Here is a 21,155-nt window from a genome sequence, read left to right on the forward strand (position 1 = left end):
GTGTGAGGGCAACCGACGCGGGGTGGAGCAGCTCGGTAGCTCGCTGGGCTCATAACCCAGAGGTCGCAGGTTCAAATCCTGTCCCCGCTACTGAAGAGATACAGCAGGTCCGGTGCTCAGGCGCCGGGCCTGCTGTGCTGTACGGGGTCTGCCGTACGGGCGGCCCTGATGGCGAGGATCGTACGGTCGCCACTCCGGGGGAGTCCCCGGAGAAGGAACAAACGGACCAGGACCGGTCGCCGGGGCGATCAAATCACTCGGAATCGGCCATAAGGCGTCGATAGATGCTGACTTGTGTTCAGCAGGCCGGTCCGGACCAACGCATTCTCAACACTCTTCCTGTGAGGATGCCTTCCGGACCCCCTGCAGAACCCCCCGAAGAGCTGACCTCCCCGCTCGCGTACGAAGGTGTCTGGCGGTTCACCGCCCCGGCACTGGAGGCCTCCGTGCCGCAGGCGCGGCACGCGGTGCGGGATCTGCTCGACGAACAGCGTGTGCCCGTGGCCGCCGACATCATGGACGGCCTGCTGCTCATCGTCTCCGAGCTGGTCACCAACGCCGTCCAGCACGCCGCCCTGCTCTCGCCCCAGATCGCCGTGCAGGTCACCATCGGCGCGAACTGGCTGCGGGTCGCGGTCGAGGACAACCACCCCTACCGCCCCAAGGCGCTGGAGGCGGAAGAGGGTGATGTCGGCGGCCGCGGCCTGTGGCTGGTCAAGACGCTCACCGCGGAGGTGGGCGGCAAGTGCGACGTCGAGCACACGGTGAACGGCGGCAAGGCCATCTGGGCCGAGCTTCCGCTCATCCCGCTCGCTACCAGCCCGCCGACTGTCCGGTGAGCTCGCGCACCGCCGGGCGGGCCGCGTCCAGCACGGTCATGAACCACGAGGAGAACGGCACCGCGGCATGCCGCTCGGCCAGTTCCTGCGGTGTCACGAACGCGATCTCGCAAACCTCCTCGGGGTCCGGCGCCGGCTCGGCCCGCACCAGCCCCACGAACAGGTGGTTGTACTCCTGCTCCACGAGGCCGGACGCCGGGTCCGGGTGGTTGTAACGCACCGTGCCGGCCTCGGCCAGCAGCGCGGGCGCCAGGCCCAGCTCCTCCGAGGTCCGGCGGGCCGCGGCCACGAACGGCGCCTCGCCCGGATACGGATGTCCGCAGCAGGTGTTGGACCACACACCGGGGGAGTGGTACTTCCCCAGCGCCCGGCGCTGCAGCAGCAGCCGCCCCTTCTCGTCGAAGAGGAAGACCGAGAACGCGCGGTGCAGCTGCCCGGGGGGCTGGTGCGCCGCGAGCTTCTCCGCGGTGCCGATCGTCGTGCCGTCCTCGTCGACCAGCTCCAGCAAGATCGGTTCGGCGGTGCCGCCCGGTGTGCTCACCGCCGCGTCTGCGGTGGTCTGTCCGTTGGCAGGTGTGATCGGCATGCCCATCCTTGTCGTCGGTCCTCGACGCCAAGTCTGCCCTAGCCGGGTCCGCAACACCGGCACAGCGGGTGCGCGGCGCAACACCGCCCGCGCGCCGTTCGCGCAGTGCGCCCGTCGTGAGAGGTGCCACACCCCGGAGCCGCCCGCAGTGTCCCTGACAAGGGCGGATGCGGAGGGCCCGATGGCGACCGGGCGGGGTCCGGCGATCACCCCCGGACCCGGCATGGCTCTCACCACACCTGCCCCGGCACAAGCCGCCCGCCCCGTGACCAGCCCGCTCATAACCGGCACCGGATCGGGTGCCCGGGCAGCTGACCAGTTGTTCATGCGCCACCCGATCCACCATGATGATCGCGGCAGGCGCAGCCGTCGGTCACTCGATCGTGCGGTGAATGCGCGGTGAACGGCCGCATCCGGCGATCCGATAACCTCTGCCGACGTGCCACCCGGCCCTCCAGGCGTCAGGTGTGCCACGCCCGCTGCCCGGGTAGTTCGTATCGAATGCGGATCGATTGCGGACCGTCCGTGCTGCCTGTCAGCATCCAAGGAGTGAGTTCGTCTGTCGACCGCCATCCTCACCGGTCCGCCGGTTGCCGGGTCGTCGCTCGAAGCCGACCTGCGCACGCTGGGCTTTGACGTTCGCACCGCGGACGATCCCGCGTCCGCCGCCGAGCTGATCGCCGCCGTGCCCGCGCAGGAGCGGATCGCGGTCGTCGACCCCCGCTTCGTCGGCCATCTGCACGCCCTTCGGCTGGCGCTGACCGACCCCCGCTTCCCGGCCGCTGCGGTGCCCGGTGCGCTCACCGCCCAGCCCGGGGCCCGCCCCGCGCTGGCCCGCGCCCTCGGCCGGATCCCGGTCGGCGCCGGCACCGCCCACCTCACCGACGTGCTCACCGAGACGCTCACCGAGTCCCTGGACCGTGAGGACGCCGGGCTGCACCGCGTCGAGCTGGGCAGCCTGGTCGCCACCGTCGCTCTCACCCCCGCACAGCGCGAGGAGGCACGGGAGGCCGTCGCCGCCGTCGACGACGAGGCCGTCCGGCTGCGCACCGCGGTGAAGTCCCGCGACGGGTTCTTCACGACCTTCGGCATCAGCCCCTACTCCCGCTACCTCGCCCGCTGGTGCGCGCGCCGTGGCCTCACCCCCAACCAGGTCACCACCGCGTCCCTGCTCACCGCGCTGATAGCGGCCGGCTGCGCGGCCACCGGAACCCGCGGCGGCTTCGTCGCCGCCGGCGTCCTGCTGCTCTTCTCCTTCGTCCTGGACTGCACCGACGGGCAGCTCGCCCGTTACTCCCTGCAGTACTCGACGATGGGTGCCTGGCTGGACGCCACCTTCGACCGGGCCAAGGAGTACGCGTACTACGCGGGCCTCGCCCTGGGCGCCGCCCGCGGCGGCGACGACGTATGGGCGCTGGCGCTCGGCGCGATGGTGCTGCAGACCTGCCGCCACGTCGTGGACTTCTCCTTCAACGAGGCGAACCACGACGCCACCGCCAACACGAGTCCCACCGCCGCGCTCTCCGACAAGCTCGACAGCGTCGGCTGGACGGTGTGGGTGCGCCGGATGATCGTGCTGCCGATCGGTGAACGCTGGGCCATGATCGCGGTGCTCACCGCGCTCACCACCCCGCGCATCGTCTTCTACGCCCTGCTCGTCGGCTGCGCACTGGCCGCGTGCTACACCACGGCCGGCCGGGTGCTGCGCTCCCTGACCCGGCGGGCCCGGCGCACCGACCGCGCCGCCCAGGCGCTGGCCGACCTCGCCGACTCCGGCCCGCTCGCCGAGCTGGTCGCCGGGGGCGCGCGGGGCCGCGGACGGGCCGGTTCCTACCTGGCCCCCGTTATGGCGTTTCTCTCGGCCGCGGTCCTGCTGGTCTGGGTGATCTTCGAGGACGACCCCGCGTCCTGGCTCACCGTCGGCGTCGCCGCCTGCTCGGCGCTGCTGGCCGGCGCGGCCGTGGCCCGCCCGCTCAAGGGCGCCCTCGACTGGCTCGTCCCGCCGTTCTTCCGGGCCGGCGAATACGCCGCGATCCTGGTCCTGGCCGCCCGCTCGGACGACCCCGGAGCGCTGCCCGCGGCGTTCGGGCTGGTCGCGGCGGTCGCCTACCATCACTACGACACGGTCTACCGCATCCGCGGTGGCACCGGAGCCCCACCTCGGTGGCTGGTCCGGGCGACCGGCGGTTCCGAGGGGCGGATCCTCGTGATCGCCGTCCTCGCCGCCGCGCTGTCCCCCTCAGGTTTCACAATCGCGCTGACGGCCCTCGCTGGTGCCCTGGCGCTGCTGGTGCTCATCGAGAGCATCCGCTTCTGGGTGTCCTCCCAAGCACCCGCCGTACACGATGAAGGAGAACCCGCATGATCGGCCTCGTGCTGGCTGCCGGCGCCGGACGGCGTCTGCGCCCCTACACCGACACCCTGCCCAAGGCACTGGTGCCGGTGGACGGCGACATCACCATCCTCGACCTGACCCTCGGCAACTTCGCCGAGATCGGCCTGACCGAGGTCGCGATCATCGTCGGCTACCGCAAGGAGGCCGTGTACGAGCGCAAGGAGGCCCTGGAGCAGAAGTACGGCCTCAAGATCACCCTGATCGACAACGACAAGGCCGAGGAGTGGAACAACGCCTACTCCCTGTGGTGCGGCCGTGACTCGATCAAGCACACCGTGATCCTCGCCAACGGCGACACCGTGCACCCGGTCTCCGTCGAGAAGACCCTGCTCGCCGCCCGCGGCAACGGCCAGAAGATCATCCTCGCGCTGGACACCGTCAAGCAGCTCGCCGACGAGGAGATGAAGGTCGTCGTGGACCCCGACAAGGGCGTCCAGAAGATCACCAAGCTGATGGACCCGGCCGAGGCGACCGGCGAGTACATCGGCGTCACCCTCATCGAGGGCGAGGCCGCCGAGGAGCTGGCCGACGCCCTGAAGACCACCTTCGAGCGGGACCCCGACCTCTACTACGAGGACGGCTACCAGGAGCTGGTCAACCGCGGCTTCAAGGTGGACGTGGCCCCGATCGGCGACGTCAAGTGGGTCGAGATCGACAACCACGACGACCTGGCGAAGGGCCGTGACATCGCATGCCAGTACTGACCCGCCTCATTCCGTCCCCGGTCGTCGTCGACATCAACGCCGGCGCCCTGGACGACCTGGCGGGCCTGCTGGCCGATCAGCGCATCTCGGCGTCCGGCAAGCTCGCCATCGCCATCAGCGGCGGCTCGGGGGCGCGGCTGCGTGAGCGGCTGTCGCCCGCCCTGCCCGGCGCCGAGTGGTACGAGGTCGGCGGCGGCACCCTGGACGACGCGATCAAGCTCGCCGACGCCATGAAGAAGGGCCACTACGACGCGGTCGTGGGCCTCGGCGGCGGCAAGATCATCGACTGTGCCAAGTTCGCCGCGGCGCGGATCGGCCTGCCGCTGGTCGCCGTCGCGACGAACCTGTCGCACGACGGCCTGTGCTCGCCGGTCGCCACCCTCGACAACGACGCCGGCCGTGGCTCCTACGGTGTGCCGAACCCGATCGCCGTGGTGATCGACCTCGACATCATCCGCGAGGCCCCGGTCCGGTTCGTCCGCTCGGGCATCGGCGACGCGATCTCCAACATCTCCGCGGTCGCGGACTGGGAGCTCTCGCACCGCGAGACCGGCGAGGCGATCGACGGACTGGCCGCCGCCATGGCGCGCCAGGCCGGCGAGGCGGTGCTCAGGCACCCCGGCGGCGTCGGCGAGGACGGCTTCCTCCAGGTGCTGGCCGAGGGCCTGGTCCTCACCGGCATCTCGATGTCGGTGGCCGGCGACAGCCGCCCGGCGTCCGGCGCCTGCCACGAGATCAACCACGCGCTCGACATCCTCTACCCCAAGCGCGCCGCGAGCCACGGCGAGCAGTGCGGCCTCGCCGCCGCCTTCGCCACGCATCTGCGCGGCGACCGGGAGACCCGCGACCTGATGGTCCAGGTGCTGCGCCGGCACGGCCTGCCGGTCACGCCCGGCGAGATCGGTTTCACCGACGAGGAGTTCGTCGCGGCCGTCGAGTACGCACCCAAGACCCGCCCCGGGCGCTACACCATCCTGGAGCACCTGGACCTGTCCACCGACCAGATCAGGGACGCTTACGCCGACTATGCAGAAGCCATCGGTAGCTGAGCTCCGCCCGGTCGTTCACCCCGCCGGGGTGAAGGACCGGCGGAGCGGCGAGCACTGGGCCGGCCGGCTCTACATGCGCGAGATCTCCTTGCGCATCGACCGGCACCTGGTGAACACCCGGGTCACGCCCAACCAGCTGACCTACCTGATGACCGTCTTCGGCGTCCTCGCCGCCCCGGCACTGCTGGTGCCGGGGATCGCGGGCGCCGTCCTCGGCGTGCTGATGGTCCAGCTCTACCTGCTGCTCGACTGCGTCGACGGCGAGATCGCCCGCTGGAAGAAGCAGTTCTCGCTCGGCGGGGTGTACCTGGACCGGGTCGGCGCCTACCTGTGCGACGCCGCGGTCCTGGTCGGCTTCGGCCTGCGCGCCGCCGACCTGTGGGGATCGGGGCGGATCGACTGGCTGTGGGCCTTCCTCGGCACGCTCGCCGCCCTCGGCGCCATCCTGATCAAGGCCGAGACCGACCTCGTCGGCGTGGCCCGTCACCAGGGTGGGCTGCCGCCGGTCAAGGAGTCGGCGTCCGAGCCGCGCTCCTCCGGCATGGCGCTGGCCCGCAAGGCGGCCGGGGCGCTGAAGTTCCACCGGCTCGTCCTCGGGGTCGAGGCGTCCCTGCTGATCCTGGCCCTGGCGATCCTGGACACGGTTCGGGGCGACCTGTTCTTCTCGCGGCTGGGCGTCGCGGTGCTCGCCGGCATCGCGGTCCTCCAGACGCTGCTCCACCTCGTGTCCATCCTCGCCTCCAGCAGGCTCAAGTGACGGGGGCGCCTGAGATGCGGGTCGGTGCGGTCGTCCTGACCATGGGCAACCGCCCCGAGGAGCTGCGCGCGCTGCTCGACTCGGTCGCCAAGCAGGACGGCGACCCGATCGAGATCGCGGTGGTCGGCAACGGTTCGCCGCTGCCCGAGCTCCCCGAGGGCGTACGGACCGTCGAGCTGCCGGAGAACGTCGGCATCCCGGCCGGCCGCAACGTCGGCATCGAGGCCTTCGGGCCCGGCGGCAGCGAGGTCGACATCCTGCTCTTCCTCGACGACGACGGGCTGCTGGCCAGGGAGGACACCGCGGCGCTGTGCCGCGAGGCGTTCGCCGCGGACCCCGGGCTCGGCATCATCAGCTTCCGGATCGCCGATCCGGACACCGGTGAGACCCAGCGCCGGCACGTACCGCGGCTGCGCGCCTCCGACCCGATGCGCTCCTCGCGGGTGACCACCTTCCTCGGTGGCGCGAACGCGGTGCGCACCCAGGTCTTCGAGGAGGTCGGCGGGCTGCCCGACGACTTCTTCTACGCCCATGAGGAGACCGACCTCGCCTGGCGGGCGCTGGACGCGGGCTGGATGATCGACTACCGGTCGGACATGGTCCTGTTCCACCCGACCACGGCCCCGGCCCGGCACGCGGTCTACCACCGGATGGTGGCCCGCAACCGGGTCTGGCTGGCCCGGCGCAACCTCCCCGCGCCGCTGGTTCCGGTCTATCTCGGTGTCTGGTTCCTGCTCACTCTCGCCCGCCGGCCGTCGCGACCGGCGCTGCGGGCGTGGCTGGGCGGCTTCAAGGAGGGCTGGGCCACCCCGTGCGGTCCCAGGCGTCCCATGAAGTGGGCTACCGTTTGGCGACTGACCCGACTGGGCCGCCCTCCCGTCATCTGACAAGCTCGTATCTGAGAGCATCAGCGCGAACCGGGGCGTGGCCCCGGCAGCGCACCTTGAGGACGAAAGTGTCAACTGTGAGCGAGACCACGCACGACAGTGCGGTCGCCATGAGTGCCCCGCCAGCTTCCGACGAAGGGCTGAGCCCTGCCCAGCGGGCCCAGAAGTACGGGCTCTCCCAGAGCGGTGCCCGGCCCAGCCTCCCGGAGTACGTCCGGCAGCTGTGGCACCGGCGGCACTTCATCTCCGCCTTCGCCAGCGCCAAGCTGACCGCGCAGTACAGCCAGGCCAAGCTGGGCCAGGTCTGGCAGGTGGCCACGCCACTGCTGAACGCGCTCGTCTACTACCTCATCTTCGGCCTGCTGATCGGCACGCGGAACGGCGTCCCCGACTTCGTCCCGTTCCTGGTGACCGGCGTCTTCATCTTCACCTTCACCCAGAGCTCGGTGATGGCCGGCACCAAGGCGATCTCGGGCAACCTGGGTCTGGTGCGCGCGCTGCACTTCCCGCGGGCCTGTCTGCCGGTCTCGTTCTGCCTGATGCAGCTGCAGCAGCTGGTGTTCTCCATGGGTGTCCTGATGGTCATCCTGCTGGGCTTCGGGCAGCTGCCGACCTGGTCGTGGCTGCTGGTGCTCCCTGCGCTGGTGCTGCAGTTCATGTTCAACACGGGCCTGGCGATGGTCATGGCGCGCCTGGGTTCCAAGACCCCGGACCTGGCGCAGCTGATGCCCTTCATCATGCGGACGTGGATGTACGCGTCCGGCGTGATGTTCAGCATCGACGCGATCCTCAAGGGCAAGCACGTCCCCGCGTTCGTGGAGTTCCTGCTCGACGCCAACCCGGCCGCCCTCTACATCGACCTGATGCGCTTCGCCCTGATCGACAGCTTCACCCTGGACAAGCTGCCGCACGGGACGTGGGCGTGGGCGTGGGCCGGCGGCTGGGCGCTGCTGGCCGGCGTCGTGGGCTTTGTGTACTTCTGGAAGGCTGAGGAGCGGTACGGACGTGGCTGAGCAGAACAACGGCGTCCAGCCGACGCAGGCGGCCGAGGCTCGCATCCCCACCGTGATCGCGGACGATCTGCACATCGTCTACCGCGTCTACGGCACGGGCGCGGGCAAGGGCAGCGCCACCGCGGCCCTGAACCGGATCATCCGCCGCAGGCCCTCCGCCGGCGTGCGCGAGGTGCACGCGGTCAAGGGCGTGTCCTTCACCGCCTACCGCGGCGAGTCGATCGGCCTGATCGGCTCCAACGGCTCGGGCAAGTCCACGCTCCTCAAGGCCGTCGCCGGCCTCCTGCCCGCCGAGCGCGGCCGGGTCTACACCCACGGCCAGCCCTCGCTGCTGGGCGTCAACGCGGCCCTGATGAACGACCTGACCGGCGAGAAGAACGTCGTCCTCGGCGGTCTGGCGATGGGCATGTCCCGCGAGCAGATCCGCGAGCGCTACGACGGCATCGTCGACTTCTCCGGCATCAACGAGAAGGGCGACTTCATCTCGCTGCCGATGCGGACGTACTCCTCCGGTATGGCCGCCCGGCTGCGGTTCTCCATCGCCGCCGCCAAGGACCACGACGTGCTGATGATCGACGAGGCCCTGGCCACCGGCGACCGCAGCTTCCAAAAGCGCTCCGAGGCCCGCATCCGCGAACTGCGCAAGGAAGCCGGCACGGTCTTCCTGGTCAGCCACAACAACAAGTCCATCCGCGACACCTGTGACCGCGTGCTGTGGCTGGAGCGCGGCGAGCTGCTGATGGACGGCCCCACGGACGAGGTCATCAAGGCCTACGAGAAGGAGACGGGCAAGTAGCCCCACTCGCACCGGAAGGCCTCCGCGAGTCCGCCTCGCGGGGGCCTTCGACGGTTGGCAGACGGCCAACTCCGCCGGCGCCGGGAACAGTTCGTACGGACCGGCTGTGGACCGGATCGTCGCCCGGGGCCTCGGTACCCGCCCGGACGTGCACGAGAGGCACGGCGTAAGCTGTACGGGTACCGAACAGTACAAGTGGTACAAGTCGGGCGAAGTCCATCCAAAAGGGTGACGGAGGCTCGATTAGGGCGCGCCGCCGGGTGCGGCGTGTCCGAAATAGGATGTTTTAGCTTGGCGGTGTAGAACGGGAGACGTGACGGCAATGGCTACTGGTTCGCTCCGGCACCGAAATGCGCCGGGCAGCCCCCGGTGAGCCGAGACAACGAGCGGGCGCGTCGCGCCTTCGTCGGAAGGGTGGCGACGGGTGACGGGCGGGACCAGACGCGCACCGTGCTCGATCAGGCCGCACACGAGAACTTCCCGGTCGCGCCGTTCTTCCTGCCCCGCGTCTGGCGGGCCGACCTGATGGCCGTCTACGGCTTCGCCCGGCTTGTCGACGACATCGGCGACGGCGACCTCGCGCCCGGCGGCGGCGACGCCGTACTCCTCGGGCTCGACCGCGCCCAGGCCGGGGGCACCTCCCGGTCGAGCGAAGCCGGGAGTGGGGGAGACCGGTCCGCGCTGCTGGACGCCCTGGAGGCGGATCTGCACCGCGTCTTCAGCGACCGCGCACCCGGCCCCAGGCATCCGCTGATGCGCCGCCTCGGCCCGACCGTCCGCCGCTGCGAGCTGACCCCCGAGCCCTTCCTCGGCCTGATCGAGGCCAACCGCCAGGACCAGCGGGTGAGCCGCTACGCCACCTACGACGACCTGGTGGCCTACTGCGAGCTGTCCGCCAACCCCGTCGGCCGGCTCGTCCTCGGCATCACCGGCACGTCGAGCCCCGAGCGGATCCGCCGCTCCGACGCGGTCTGCACCGCCCTGCAGATCGTCGAACACCTCCAGGACGTGGCCGAGGACCTCGGGCGCGACCGCGTCTACCTCCCCGCCGAGGACATGAAACGCTTCGGCGTCACAGAGGCCGATCTGGCCGCCCCGAGCGGGGGCGCATCGGTGCGCGCACTGATCGCCTACGAAGCCGAACGCGCCCGTGACCTGCTGAATGAAGGCACCGCGCTGGTGGGTAGCGTCCACGGCAGACTCAAGCTGCTGCTGGCCGGTTTCGTGGCCGGCGGACGCGCCGCCCTCCAGGCGGTGGCGGCCGCGGAACACGACGTACTCCCTGGACCGCCCAAGCCGACCAAGCTCAGCCTGATGCGCGAGCTGGCGGCTGTACTGCGAAGAGAGGGGTGAGCCGGACCGTGGAGGCAACCGCACACGCGTCCGCGCCGGTGCTCGCTGCGTACCGCTACTGCGAGGCCGTCACCGGGCAGCAGGCGCGCAACTTCGCCTACGGCATCCGGCTGCTGCCGACCGACAAGCGGCAGGCCATGTCGGCGCTCTACGCCTTCTCCCGCCGGGTCGACGACATCGGCGACGGCAATCTGGAGACCACCGCCAAGCAGCAACGCCTGGAGGACACCCGGGCGCTGCTGGCCCGCATCAAGAACGGCCTGGTCGACGAGGACGACACCGACCCGGTGGCCGTCGCGCTCGCCGACGCCGCCGCGCGCTTCCCCATCCCGCTCGACGCGCTGGACGAGCTGATCGACGGTGTGCTGGCCGATGTGCGCGGCGAGACCTACGAGACCTGGGAGGACCTCAGGGTCTACTGCCGCTGTGTCGCCGGTGCCATCGGCCGGCTCTCGCTCGGCGTGTTCGGCACGGTGCCGGGCGCACCGGACGCCGAGCGCGCCTCCGAGTACGCCGACACTCTCGGCCTCGCCCTCCAACTGACCAACATCCTCAGGGACGTTCGCGAGGACGCCGGCAACGGCCGTACGTACCTGCCCGCCGAGGACCTCGCCAAGTTCGGCTGCTCGGCCGGCTTCGCGAGTCCGGTCCCGCCGCCCGGCTCCGACTTCGCCGGCCTGGTGCACTTCGAGGTGAAGCGGGCCCGCGCGCTGTTCGCCGAGGGCTTCCGGCTGCTGCCGATGCTCGACCGGCGCAGCGGCGCCTGCGTGGCCGCGATGGCCGGCATCTACCACCGCCTGCTCACCCGGATCGCCTCCGACCCCGAGGCGGTGCTGCGCGGCCGGGTGTCGCTGCCCGGCCGGGAGAAGGCCTTCGTCGCGGTGCGCGGGCTGTCCGGGCTCGACGCGCGGGCGATCGGCCGCCGGCAGGCCGTCCGGAGGCGTGGATGATGTGCCGGGCCGCGAACGACAGCGGCGACCCCGCGCCAGCGGGGCGGGCAACCCTCTCCGAGACGGCTGCGTCCCTCACACACGTAAGGGGGGAGGGCACATGACATCGCACGCCACCGCCGCGGTCGTCATCGGGGGCGGCCTCGCGGGCACGACCGCGGCGCTCGCGCTGGCCGACGCGGGGCTGCGGGTCACCCTGGTCGAGGGCCGGCCCCGCCTGGGCGGCCTGGTCTTCTCCTTCCGCCGCGACGGCGCCGCCGGCGAGCTGAGCGTCGACAACGGCCAGCATGTCTATCTCCGCTGCTGCACCGCCTACAGCGGGCTGCTGGAGCGGATCGGCGGCGCGGATCTGGTGCCGCTGCAGGACCGCATGGACGTACCGGTCCTGGACGCCGACCGGATGCGGCTCGGCCGGCTGCGCCGCACCGCCCTGCCCGTCCCGCTGCACCTCGCCAAGAGCCTCGCGGGCTACCCGCACCTGTCGCCGGCGGAGCGTGCCGGCGTCGTCCGCGCCACCCTCGCACTCAAGGGCCTCGACCCCGCCGACCCGGCCCTGGACGGCGTCGACTTCGGCAGCTGGCTGCGCCGGTACGGCCAGTCGCCGCGCGCCGTCGAGGCGCTGTGGGACCTGGTCGGCATCGCCACCCTCAACGCCCGCGCCGCCGACGCCTCGATGGGCCTGGCCGCCAAGGTCTTCAAGACCGGACTGCTGTCCGCCCCGGGCGCCGCCGACATCGGCTGGTCCCGCGTCCCGCTCGGCGACGTCCACGACGGCCTCGCCCGCACGGCCCTGGAGAAGGCCGGGGTGCGCATCGCCCTGCGCACCCGCGCCGGGGCCCTGGCGCGTACGGACGACGGCTGGCGGGTCTCGGTGGACAACGGCCCGCACGGCAGCGAGCAGCTCACCGCCGGCACCGTCGTCCTCGCCGTACCGCAGCGCGAGACCCATGCCCTGCTGCCCGACGGAGCGCTGCCCGGCAAGGACCGCCTGCTGGACATCGGCACCGCCCCGATCCTCAACCTCCATGTGGTCTACGACCGCAAGGTGCTGCGCCGCCCCTTCTTCGCCGCGGTCGGCTCCCCGGTCCAGTGGGTCTTCGACCGTACGGAGGCCTCCGGGCTGCACGGGCTTGCGGACGGGGCCGGCTGCCAGTACCTGGCCGTCTCGCAGTCCGCCGCGCAGGAGGAGATCGACCAGCCGGTCGCCAAGCTCCGCGCCCGCTACCTGCCCGAACTGGAGCGGCTGCTGCCCGCCGCCCGGGGCGCCAGGATCCGCGACTTCTTCGTCACCCGCGAGCGCACCGCGACCTTCGCGCCCGCCCCGGGCGTCGGCAGGCTCCGCCCCGCCGCCCGCACCCAAGCCACCGGCCTGTACCTGGCCGGTGCGTGGACCGCCACCGGGTGGCCCGCGACCATGGAAAGCGCTGTCCGCAGCGGCACCGCCGCCGCCCGCGAAGCACTCATCGAACTCGGCTTCCCCCAGGGCCAGTTGCCTCAGGAGGCGGCATGACCACGAGTACCAGCGCTCCCACGAGCACGAGCATCGGAAACAGAGGAGAAACCGTGAATCCGGCTTCCCCAGCTATCGACACCGAGAGCGTCACCGCGCTGCTGGAGCGCGGACGGACGCTCGCCACTCCCGTGCTGCGTGCCGCCGTGGACCGGCTCGCTCCTCCCATGGACACCGTCGCCGCCTACCACTTCGGCTGGATCGACGCCGAGGGCAAGCCCAGTTCCGGGGACAGCGGCAAGGCGGTGCGGCCCGCGCTGGCCCTGCTGTCGGCCGAGGCCGCCGGCGCGGCCCCCGAGGTCGGCATCCCCGGTGCGGTCGCCGTCGAGCTGGTGCACAACTTCTCGCTGCTGCACGACGACCTCATGGACGGCGACGAGCAGCGCCGACACCGCGACACGGTGTGGAAGGTGCACGGCCCCGCTCAGGCCATCCTCGTCGGCGACGCGCTGTTCGCCCTCGCCAACGAAATACTGCTGGAGCTCGGCACGGTCGACGCCGGCCGCGCCACCCGGCGGCTCACCCTGGCCACCCGCAAGCTGATCGACGGCCAGGCGCAGGACATCTCCTACGAGCACCGCGAGCGGGTCACCGTCGAGGAGTGCCTGGAGATGGAGGGCAACAAGACCGGTGCGCTGCTGGCCTGCGCCGTCTCCATCGGTGCGGTCCTCGGCGGCGCCGACGACCGCACCGCGGACACCCTGGAGAAGTACGGCTACCACCTCGGCCTCGCCTTCCAGGCCGTCGACGACGTCCTCGGCATCTGGGGCGACCCGGACGCCACCGGCAAGCGGCCCTGGAGCGATCTGCGCCAGCGCAAGAAGTCGCTGCCGGTCGTCGCCGCGCTCGCGGCCGGCGGCCCGGCCTCCGAGCGGCTGGCCCAGATCCTGGCGGCCGACGCCCAGAAGAGCGAGACCGAGATCGCCGACTTCACCGAGGAGGAGTTCGCCTCCCGCGCGGCCCTCATCGAGGAGGCCGGCGGCCGCGAGTGGACCTCCCAGGAGGCCCGCCGCCAGCACGCCACCGCGATCGCCGCGCTGGACGAGATCGAGATGCCGGAAAAGATCCGCGCACAGCTCGTCGCACTCGCGGACTTCGTCGTTGTACGAGAGAGATGATCACGCATCGACATCGAATAGATCGCAGTCGCCGGCCGGTGCCTGGGGTCACCTCCCACGCCTTTTAGGGCAGTGGGGGACGGGCGCCGGCCGACGGAATCCCTGAGCACGCTTTGACAGTTCACTGCCGAAGGGGAAGCCATGACAGCGACGACCGACGGAAGCCCCGGGGCCCTGCCGCCCCGGGGCCCCTCGGCCAGCGACACCACCGCTGAGACAACCGAATCGACCCACCACACGGATACCGCCGTACTCCAGGACACGGCGGAGGCGGCCCGGCGCGCGACCGCACGCGCCACCGACTACCTGCTGTCCGTCCAGGACCCCGCCGGATGGTGGAAGGGCGACCTCCAGACCAACGTCACGATGGACGCCGAGGACCTGATGCTCCGCCAGTTCCTGGGCATCCAGGACCCGAAGCTCACCGAGGCTTCGGGCCGCTACATCCGCGGTGAGCAGGGCGAGGACGGGACCTGGGCCACGTTCTACGGCGGGCCCGGCGAGCTCTCCACCACCATCGAGGCCTATGTCGCCCTCCGGCTCGCCGGGGACGAACCCGACGCGCCCCACATGGCCAGGGCCTCGGCCTGGATCCGCGCGCAGGGCGGCGTCGCCGCCGCCCGGGTCTTCACCCGTATCTGGCTGGCGCTCTTCGGCTGGTGGAAGTGGGAGGACCTGCCCCAACTCCCACCGGAACTCCTCTACTTCCCCAAGTGGTTCCCGCTCAACATCTATGACTTCGGATGCTGGGCGCGGCAGACCATCGTGCCGCTGACCATCGTCTCGGCCAAGCGCCCGGTCCGCCCGGCGCCCTTCGCCCTCGACGAGCTGCACACCGACCCCCGGGCCCCCAACCCGCCCCGGCCGCTCGCCCCCGCCACCAGCTGGGACGGCGTCTTCCAGCGCCTGGACAAGGCGCTGCACCTGTACCACAAGGTCGCGCTGCGCAGGCTGCGCGGCGCCGCGATGCGCTCCGCCGCCCGCTGGATCATCGAACGGCAGGAGAACGACGGCTGCTGGGGCGGAATCCAGCCCCCGGCCGTCTACTCCGTCATCGCCCTGCACCTCCTCGGCTACGACCTCGACCACCCCGTGCTGCGCACCGGCCTGGAGTCACTGGACCGGTTCGCGGTATGGCGCGAGGACGGCGCACGGATGATCGAGGCCTGCCAGTCCCCGGTCTGGGACACCTGCCTGGCCGCCATCGCACTGGCCGACGCCGGACTGCCCGCCGACCACCCGCAGTTGGTCAAGGCCGCCGACTGGATGCTCGACGAGCAGATCGACCGGCCCGGCGACTGGAGCGTGCGACGGCCCCAACTCCCCTCCGGAGGCTGGGCGTTCGAGTTCGACAACGACAACTACCCGGACATCGACGACACCGCCGAGGTGGTGCTCGCGCTGCGCCGTATCGACCACCCCGACCCGCATCGGGTCGAGGCCGCGGTGCGCCGCGCGGTGCGGTGGAACCTCGGCATGCAGTCCAGGAACGGGGGCTGGGGCGCGTTCGACGTCGACAACACCAGCCCGCTGCCGGACCGCCTGCCGTTCTGCGACTTCGGCGAGGTCATCGACCCGCCGTCGGCCGATGTCACCGCCCATGTCGTGGAGATGCTCGCCGACGTCGGCCGTACGCACGACCCGCGCACCCGCCGCGGGATCGCCTGGCTGCTGGCCGAGCAGGAGCCCAGCGGCGCCTGGTTCGGCCGCTGGGGCACCAACTACGTCTACGGCACCGGCTCGGTGCTCCCCGCGCTCGCCGCGGCCGGCATCCCCGCCGCGCACCCGGCGGTCCGGCGCGCCGTGCGCTGGCTGGAGCGGGTGCAGAACGACGACGGCGGCTGGGGCGAGGACCAGCGGTCCTATCAGGACAAGGAGCGGTGGGCCGGGCGCGGCGCCTCGACCGCCTCGCAGACCGCCTGGGCGCTGATGGCGCTGCTCGCGGCCGGCGAACGGGAGAGCGAGGCGGTCCGGCGGGGCGTGCGCTGGCTGACCGCGACCCAGCGCGAGGACGGCTCCTGGGACGAGCCGTACTTCACCGGTACCGGCTTCCCCTGGGACTTCTCCATCAACTACCACCTCTACCGCCAGGTCTTCCCGTTGACGGCCCTGGGCCGCTATCTCCACGGGGGACCGGCCGCGGTGGAGGCCTGATGCCCGGACGGCCCCCCGCGGACGCGGACCCGCCGCTGCTGGTCGCCTGTGCGCTCGGCATCGAGAGGTTCGCGCTGCGCGGGGGAGCGGGCCGGCCGGCGGGGGAGGAACCGCCGCGGCTGGTGTTACTCCGTACGGGCATGGGCCCCCAGGCGGCCGAACGCGCCGTCTCCGAAGCGCTGGGTGAGGAGCGGGCGACGGCGCGGTCCCCCGTCGTCGCCAGCGGCTTCTGCGCCGGCCTCGCCCCCGGGATGCGCCCGGGGGACGTGGTCGTCGCCGAGGCCACCCGCGACCACCGGCCCGGCGCGCCGGACCTGCCCTGCCGCGACAACGGCCCGCTGCTGCGTACGCTGCGGCAGCGCGGCCTGACCGTGCACAGCGGACTGCTGTGCGGCTCCGACCATGTCGTGCGCGGCGCGGAGCGGGCCGCGCTGCACGCCTCCGGCGCGCTCGCGGTGGACATGGAATCCGCCGCCACGCTCCGTGCGGCACAGCGGGCCGGCAGCCGTCCGGTTGCGGCCGTCCGGGTGGTCGTGGACGCTCCAGAACATGAACTCGTACGCATCGGCACCGTGCGCGGTGGAATATCAGCATTCCGGGTGCTGCGCTCCGTACTTCCTGTCTTCTATGAATGGCACCGTTCTTTGCTGCTCCCCTGGAGGTGAGCCAGATGGCCATGCCGCTCCGTCAGTCCATCCGGGTCGGGACCTATCTCTTTGAACAGAAGTTGATTCGCCGGCGCGAGAAGTTCCCGCTCATCGTCGAGCTCGAACCCCTCTTCGCGTGCAACCTCAAATGCGAGGGCTGCGGGAAGATCCAGCACCCCGCGGGGGTGCTCAAACAGCGGATGCCGGTGGCACAGGCGGTGGGCGCGGTACTGGAGTCCGGCGCCCCGATGGTCTCGATCGCCGGTGGCGAGCCGTTGATGCACCCGCAGATCGACGAGATCGTGCGGCAGTTGGTGGCCCGGCGGAAGTACGTCTTCCTGTGCACCAACGCGATGCTGCTGCGCAAGAAGATGGACCAGTTCACTCCCTCGCCCTATTTCGCGTTCGCGGTGCACATCGACGGAATGCGCGAGCGCCACGACGAATCCGTGGCGAAGGAAGGCGTATTCGACGAGGCGGTGGCGGCGATCAAGGAAGCCAAGCGGCGCGGCTTCCGGGTCACCACCAATTCCACCTTCTTCAACACCGACACCCCGCAGACCATCATCGAGGTACTCAACTTCCTCAATGACGACCTGCAGGTCGACGAAATGATGCTGTCGCCCGCCTACGCCTATGAAAAGGCCCCCGACCAGGAGCACTTCCTGGGCGTCGAGCAGACCCGGGAGCTGTTCAGGAAGGCCTTCGCCGGCGGCAACCGGCGCCGCTGGCGGCTCAACCACAGCCCGCTCTTCCTGGATTTCCTGGAGGGCAAGGCGGACTTCCCGTGCACGGCCTGGGCGATCCCCAACTACTCGCTGTTCGGCTGGCAGCGCCCGTGCTACCTGATGAGCGACGGCTACGTCCCGACGTACCGGGAGCTCATCGAGGAGACCGACTGGGACAAGTACGGCCGCGGCAAGGACCCGCGCTGCGCCAACTGCATGGCGCACTGCGGCTACGAGCCGACGGCCGTCCTGGCCACCATGGGCTCCCTGAAGGAGTCCCTGCGGGCGGCCAAGGAGACCGTCGCGGGGAACCGCGGATGACCCCATGAGCGGGGGAGCCCACGTCCTGGGGGCTCCCCCGCCACCACGGCCAGTCGAACGAGCAGAGGGGGACCCACTGTGACGATGCTGGAACACATCCGCGCACCGCGTGACCTCAAGGCGCTCCCCGAGGGGCGCCTGACCGAACTCGCCGAGGAGATCCGGCACTTCCTCGTACACGCCGTCGCCCGCACCGGCGGTCATCTGGGCCCCAACCTGGGCGTGGTCGAGCTGACCATCGCCCTGCACCGGGTCTTCGACTCGCCCGCCGACCGCATCCTGTGGGACACCGGCCACCAGTCCTACGTCCACAAACTGCTCACCGGCCGTCAGGACTTCTCCAAGCTGCGGGCCAAGGGCGGGCTCTCCGGCTACCCCTCGCGGGCCGAGTCCGACCACGACGTGATCGAGAACTCGCACGCCTCCACCGTCCTGGGCTGGGCCGACGGCCTGGCCAAGGCCAACCAGGTGCGCGGCAAGGACGACCACGTCGTGGCCGTCATCGGAGACGGCGCGCTGACCGGCGGGATGGCCTGGGAGGCGCTCAACAACATCGCCGCCGCCAAGGACCGCCCGCTGATCATCGTCGTCAACGACAACGAACGCTCCTACGCGCCGACCATCGGCGGCCTGGCCGACCACCTCGCCGCGCTGCGCACCACCGACGGCTACGAGAAGGTCCTGGCCTGGGGGAAGGACGTCCTCCAGCGCACCCCGGTCGTCGGGCAGCCGCTCTACGAGTCCCTGCACGGCGCCAAGAAGGGCTTCAAGGACGCCTTCGCGCCCCAGGGCATGTTCGAGGACCTGGGCCTGAAGTACATCGGACCGATCGACGGCCATGACATCGCGGCCGTCGAGTCCGCGCTGCGCCGCGCGGCCGGCTTCCACGGGCCGGTGCTGGTGCACTGCCTCACCGAGAAGGGCCGCGGCTACCAGCCGGCCCTGGAGGACGAGGCGGACCACTTCCACACCGTCGGCATGATGGACCCGCTGACCTGCGCGCCGGTCGCCCCGCCCGGCGCGCCCTCCTGGACGTCCGTCTTCGCCGACGAAATGGTCCGCATCGGCGCCGAGCGCGAGGACGTGGTGGCCATCACGGCGGCGATGCTGCAGCCGGTGGGCCTGGGCAAGTTCGCCGAGGCGTTCCCGGACCGGGTGTGGGACGTGGGGATCGCCGAACAGCACGCCGCGGTCTCGGCCGCCGGGCTGGCCACCGGCGGACTGCATCCGGTCGTCGCGGTGTACGCCACCTTCCTCAACCGCGCCTTCGACCAGGTGCTGATGGACGTCGCCCTGCACAGGTGCGGGGTCACCTTCGTCCTGGACCGGGCCGGTGTCACCGGCACCGACGGCGCCTCGCACAACGGCATGTGGGACCTGTCGGTGCTGGGCGTCGTACCGGGCCTGCGGATCGCCGCGCCGCGCGACGCCGACCAGCTCCGCGCCCAGCTGCGCGAATCGCTGGACGTCGACGACGCACCGACCGTCATCCGCTTCCCCAAGGAGTCGGTGGACGACCCGATCCCGGCCGTGGACCGGATCGGCGGCCTCGACGTCCTGTACCGCACGCCGCATCCGGACGTGCTGCTGGTCGCGGTCGGCGTGATGGCCCCGGTCTGTCTGCGGGTGGCCGAACTGCTCGCCGCCCGCGGCGTGGACGCGACCGTCGTCGACCCGCGCTGGGTCAAGCCGGTCGACGACGCCATCCCCCGGCTCGCCGCGCGGCACGCGATGGTCGCGGTCGTCGAGGACAACAGCCGCAACGGCGGTGTCGGCTGGGCCGTCGGCCAGGCACTGCGGGACGCGGACATCGATGTGCCGCTGCGCACCTTCGGCCTGCCCGAGCAGTTCCTGCCGCACGCCCGGCGCGGGGAGCTGCTGGCCGACCTCGGTCTCACCCCGGCCGAGATCGCCGGCCGGATCAGCGCCGCGCTGGCCCGTAAGGAGAGCACCCCGTGACCGGTTTCGACCTGACCCGGCTGCTCGCCGAGCGCGGCGCCGAGCGCTACGACCTGCACACCCGCCACCTCAACCACCAACTCCCGCGGATGCTGCGCACCATCGGCTTCGACAAGGTCTACGAGCGGGCGGAGGGCGCGTACTTCTGGGACGCCGACGGCCAGGACTACCTGGACATGCTGGCGGGCTTCGGGGTGATGGGGCTGGGCCGGCACCATCCCGTCGTCCGGCAGGCGCTGCACGACGTCCTGGACGCCCGGCTCCCCGACCTCACCCGCTTCGACTGCGCGCCGCTGCCCGGACTGCTCGCCGAGAAGCTGCTCGCCCACGCGCCCCACCTGGACCGGGTCTTCTTCGGCAACAGCGGCACCGAAGCCGTCGAGACCGCCCTGAAGTTCGCCCGCTACGCCACCGGCAGACCGCGCGTCCTGTACTGCACCCATGCCTTCCACGGCCTGACCACCGGCGCGCTCTCCGTCAACGGCGAGGACGGCTTCCGCGACGGCTTCGCCCCGCTGCTGCCGGACACGGCCGTCGAGATGGGCGATCTGGCCGCGCTGGAACGGGAACTCAAGCGCGGTGACGTGGCCGGCTTCGTCGTCGAGCCCATCCAGGGCAAGGGCGTCCACCCCACCCCGCCCGGTTTCCTGCGCGCCGCACAGGAGCTGCTGCACCGGCACAAGGCGCTGCTGATCGCCGACGAGGTGCAGACCGGCCTCGGCCGCACCGGCGACTTCTTCGCCTACCAGCACGAGGACGGCGTCGAACCGGACCTGGTGTGCGTGGCCAAGGCGCTCTCCGGTGGCTATGTCCCCGTCGGCGCGACCCTCGGCAAGGACTGGATCTTCAAGAAGGTCTACTCGTCCATGGACCGGGTGCTGGTGCACTCCGCCAGCTTCGGCTCCAACGCCCAGGCGATGGCGGCGGGTCTGGCGGTGCTCACGGTGCTGGAGGACGAGCAGCTCGTCGCCCACGCCCGGCACACCGGCGAGCTGCTGCGCTCCCGGCTCGCCGCGCTGGTCGGCAGGTACGAGCTGCTGCACGACGTGCGCGGCCGCGGCCTGATGATCGGCATCGAGTTCGGCCGCCCCAGCTCCCTCGGGCTGCGGAGCCGCTGGACGATGCTGCAGGCGGCCCGCAAGGGCCTGTTCGCGCAGATGGTGGTGGTCCCGCTGCTGCAGCGCCACCGCATCCTGACCCAGGTCTCCGGCGACCATCTGGAGGTCATTAAGCTGATCCCGCCGCTGATCATCGGCGAGCCGGAAGTGGACCGCTTCGTCGAGGCGTTCACGGCCGTCATGGACGACGCCCATGGTGGCGGCGGCCTGCTGTGGGACTTCGGGCGGACGCTGGTCAAACAGGCGGTCGCCCACCGCTGACGACGCCGGT

The 21,155-nt window shown here is 71.4% G+C and carries 18 protein-coding genes and 1 tRNA gene; 18 read left to right on the plus strand and 1 reads right to left on the minus strand.

Translation table 11 applies throughout. The features are described 5' to 3' along the window. Positions 1-16 precede the first annotated feature (16 nt). Positions 17-90 (plus strand) — tRNA-Met (locus ACZ5XZ_RS07795). A 257-nt stretch (positions 91-347) separates the two neighbouring features. Next, a complete protein-coding gene (locus tag ACZ5XZ_RS07800; protein WP_468975335.1) occupies positions 348-839 on the plus strand; it encodes an ATP-binding protein in 492 nt (163 codons plus the stop codon). On the opposite strand, the gene idi is transcribed toward ACZ5XZ_RS07800, so the two are convergent. Then, a complete protein-coding gene (gene idi / locus ACZ5XZ_RS07805) occupies positions 814-1,425 on the minus strand; it encodes an isopentenyl-diphosphate Delta-isomerase (RefSeq protein ID WP_468975217.1) in 612 nt (203 codons plus the stop codon). The two genes, ACZ5XZ_RS07800 and idi, sit on opposite strands and share 26 nt — an antisense overlap. Before the next feature lie 559 nt (positions 1,426-1,984). On the opposite strand from idi, the gene ACZ5XZ_RS07810 reads away from it, so the two are divergent. The 16 genes from ACZ5XZ_RS07810 to ACZ5XZ_RS07885 all read left to right on the plus strand — a co-directional run bounded on the left by ACZ5XZ_RS07810 (position 1,985) and on the right by ACZ5XZ_RS07885 (position 21,145). Further along, on the plus strand, positions 1,985-3,790 hold the full coding sequence (locus ACZ5XZ_RS07810) for a DUF5941 domain-containing protein (RefSeq protein WP_468975336.1): 1,806 nt from the start codon (positions 1,985-1,987) through the stop codon (positions 3,788-3,790). After that, entirely contained in the window at positions 3,787-4,524 is a 738-nt protein-coding gene (locus ACZ5XZ_RS07815; protein WP_468975219.1) for a phosphocholine cytidylyltransferase family protein, read from the plus strand. The genes ACZ5XZ_RS07810 and ACZ5XZ_RS07815 overlap by 4 nt, the downstream gene beginning before the upstream one ends. Further along, on the plus strand, positions 4,512-5,573 hold the full coding sequence (locus ACZ5XZ_RS07820; RefSeq protein WP_468975220.1) for an iron-containing alcohol dehydrogenase family protein: 1,062 nt from the start codon (positions 4,512-4,514) through the stop codon (positions 5,571-5,573). Before ACZ5XZ_RS07815 ends, ACZ5XZ_RS07820 begins: the two co-directional genes overlap by 13 nt. After that, positions 5,551-6,330 carry a CDP-alcohol phosphatidyltransferase family protein gene (locus ACZ5XZ_RS07825; protein WP_468975222.1) on the plus strand — a complete coding sequence of 260 codons (780 nt, stop codon included), beginning with the start codon at positions 5,551-5,553 and terminating at the stop codon, positions 6,328-6,330. The genes ACZ5XZ_RS07820 and ACZ5XZ_RS07825 overlap by 23 nt, the downstream gene beginning before the upstream one ends. A gap of 14 nt (positions 6,331-6,344) precedes the next feature. After that, complete coding sequence (locus ACZ5XZ_RS07830) at positions 6,345-7,217, plus strand: glycosyltransferase family 2 protein (protein ID WP_468975338.1); 873 nt, start codon at positions 6,345-6,347, stop codon at positions 7,215-7,217. A gap of 77 nt (positions 7,218-7,294) precedes the next feature. Further along, positions 7,295-8,230, plus strand: a complete 936-nt coding sequence (locus ACZ5XZ_RS07835; RefSeq protein ID WP_468975224.1) for an ABC transporter permease — start codon at positions 7,295-7,297, stop codon at positions 8,228-8,230. Beyond that, positions 8,223-9,026, plus strand: coding sequence for an ABC transporter ATP-binding protein (locus ACZ5XZ_RS07840; RefSeq protein WP_468975225.1), 804 nt, complete (start codon positions 8,223-8,225; stop codon positions 9,024-9,026). Before ACZ5XZ_RS07835 ends, ACZ5XZ_RS07840 begins: the two co-directional genes overlap by 8 nt. Positions 9,027-9,476: 450 nt before the next feature. Then, a complete protein-coding gene (hpnC, locus tag ACZ5XZ_RS07845; RefSeq protein WP_468975339.1) occupies positions 9,477-10,379 on the plus strand; it encodes a squalene synthase HpnC in 903 nt (300 codons plus the stop codon). Further along, on the plus strand, positions 10,376-11,329 hold the full coding sequence (gene hpnD / locus ACZ5XZ_RS07850; protein ID WP_468975227.1) for a presqualene diphosphate synthase HpnD: 954 nt from the start codon (positions 10,376-10,378) through the stop codon (positions 11,327-11,329). The genes hpnC and hpnD overlap by 4 nt, the downstream gene beginning before the upstream one ends. Before the next feature lie 100 nt (positions 11,330-11,429). Next, on the plus strand, positions 11,430-12,839 hold the full coding sequence (hpnE, locus tag ACZ5XZ_RS07855) for a hydroxysqualene dehydroxylase HpnE (protein WP_468975229.1): 1,410 nt from the start codon (positions 11,430-11,432) through the stop codon (positions 12,837-12,839). A 53-nt stretch (positions 12,840-12,892) separates the two neighbouring features. After that, entirely contained in the window at positions 12,893-13,957 is a 1,065-nt protein-coding gene (locus ACZ5XZ_RS07860; protein ID WP_468975231.1) for a polyprenyl synthetase family protein, read from the plus strand. 141 nt (positions 13,958-14,098) lie between these two features. Further along, positions 14,099-16,111, plus strand: coding sequence for a squalene--hopene cyclase (gene shc, locus ACZ5XZ_RS07865; protein ID WP_468975233.1), 2,013 nt, complete (start codon positions 14,099-14,101; stop codon positions 16,109-16,111). Further along, complete coding sequence (locus ACZ5XZ_RS07870) at positions 16,111-16,776, plus strand: phosphorylase family protein (protein WP_468975235.1); 666 nt, start codon at positions 16,111-16,113, stop codon at positions 16,774-16,776. Before shc ends, ACZ5XZ_RS07870 begins: the two co-directional genes overlap by 1 nt. Positions 16,777-16,781: 5 nt before the next feature. Then, entirely contained in the window at positions 16,782-17,807 is a 1,026-nt protein-coding gene (hpnH, locus tag ACZ5XZ_RS07875; RefSeq protein ID WP_468975237.1) for an adenosyl-hopene transferase HpnH, read from the plus strand. Between the two features lie 78 nt (positions 17,808-17,885). Next, positions 17,886-19,766 carry a 1-deoxy-D-xylulose-5-phosphate synthase gene (gene dxs / locus ACZ5XZ_RS07880; RefSeq protein ID WP_468975238.1) on the plus strand — a complete coding sequence of 627 codons (1,881 nt, stop codon included), beginning with the start codon at positions 17,886-17,888 and terminating at the stop codon, positions 19,764-19,766. Further along, the gene (locus ACZ5XZ_RS07885) at positions 19,763-21,145 is read left to right on the plus strand and encodes an aspartate aminotransferase family protein (RefSeq protein ID WP_468975240.1); all 1,383 of its coding nucleotides are present in this window, start codon (positions 19,763-19,765) and stop codon (positions 21,143-21,145) included. The genes dxs and ACZ5XZ_RS07885 overlap by 4 nt, the downstream gene beginning before the upstream one ends. Positions 21,146-21,155: the final 10 nt, after the last annotated feature.

The organism is Streptomyces sp. NPDC033270 (assembly GCF_055576575.1).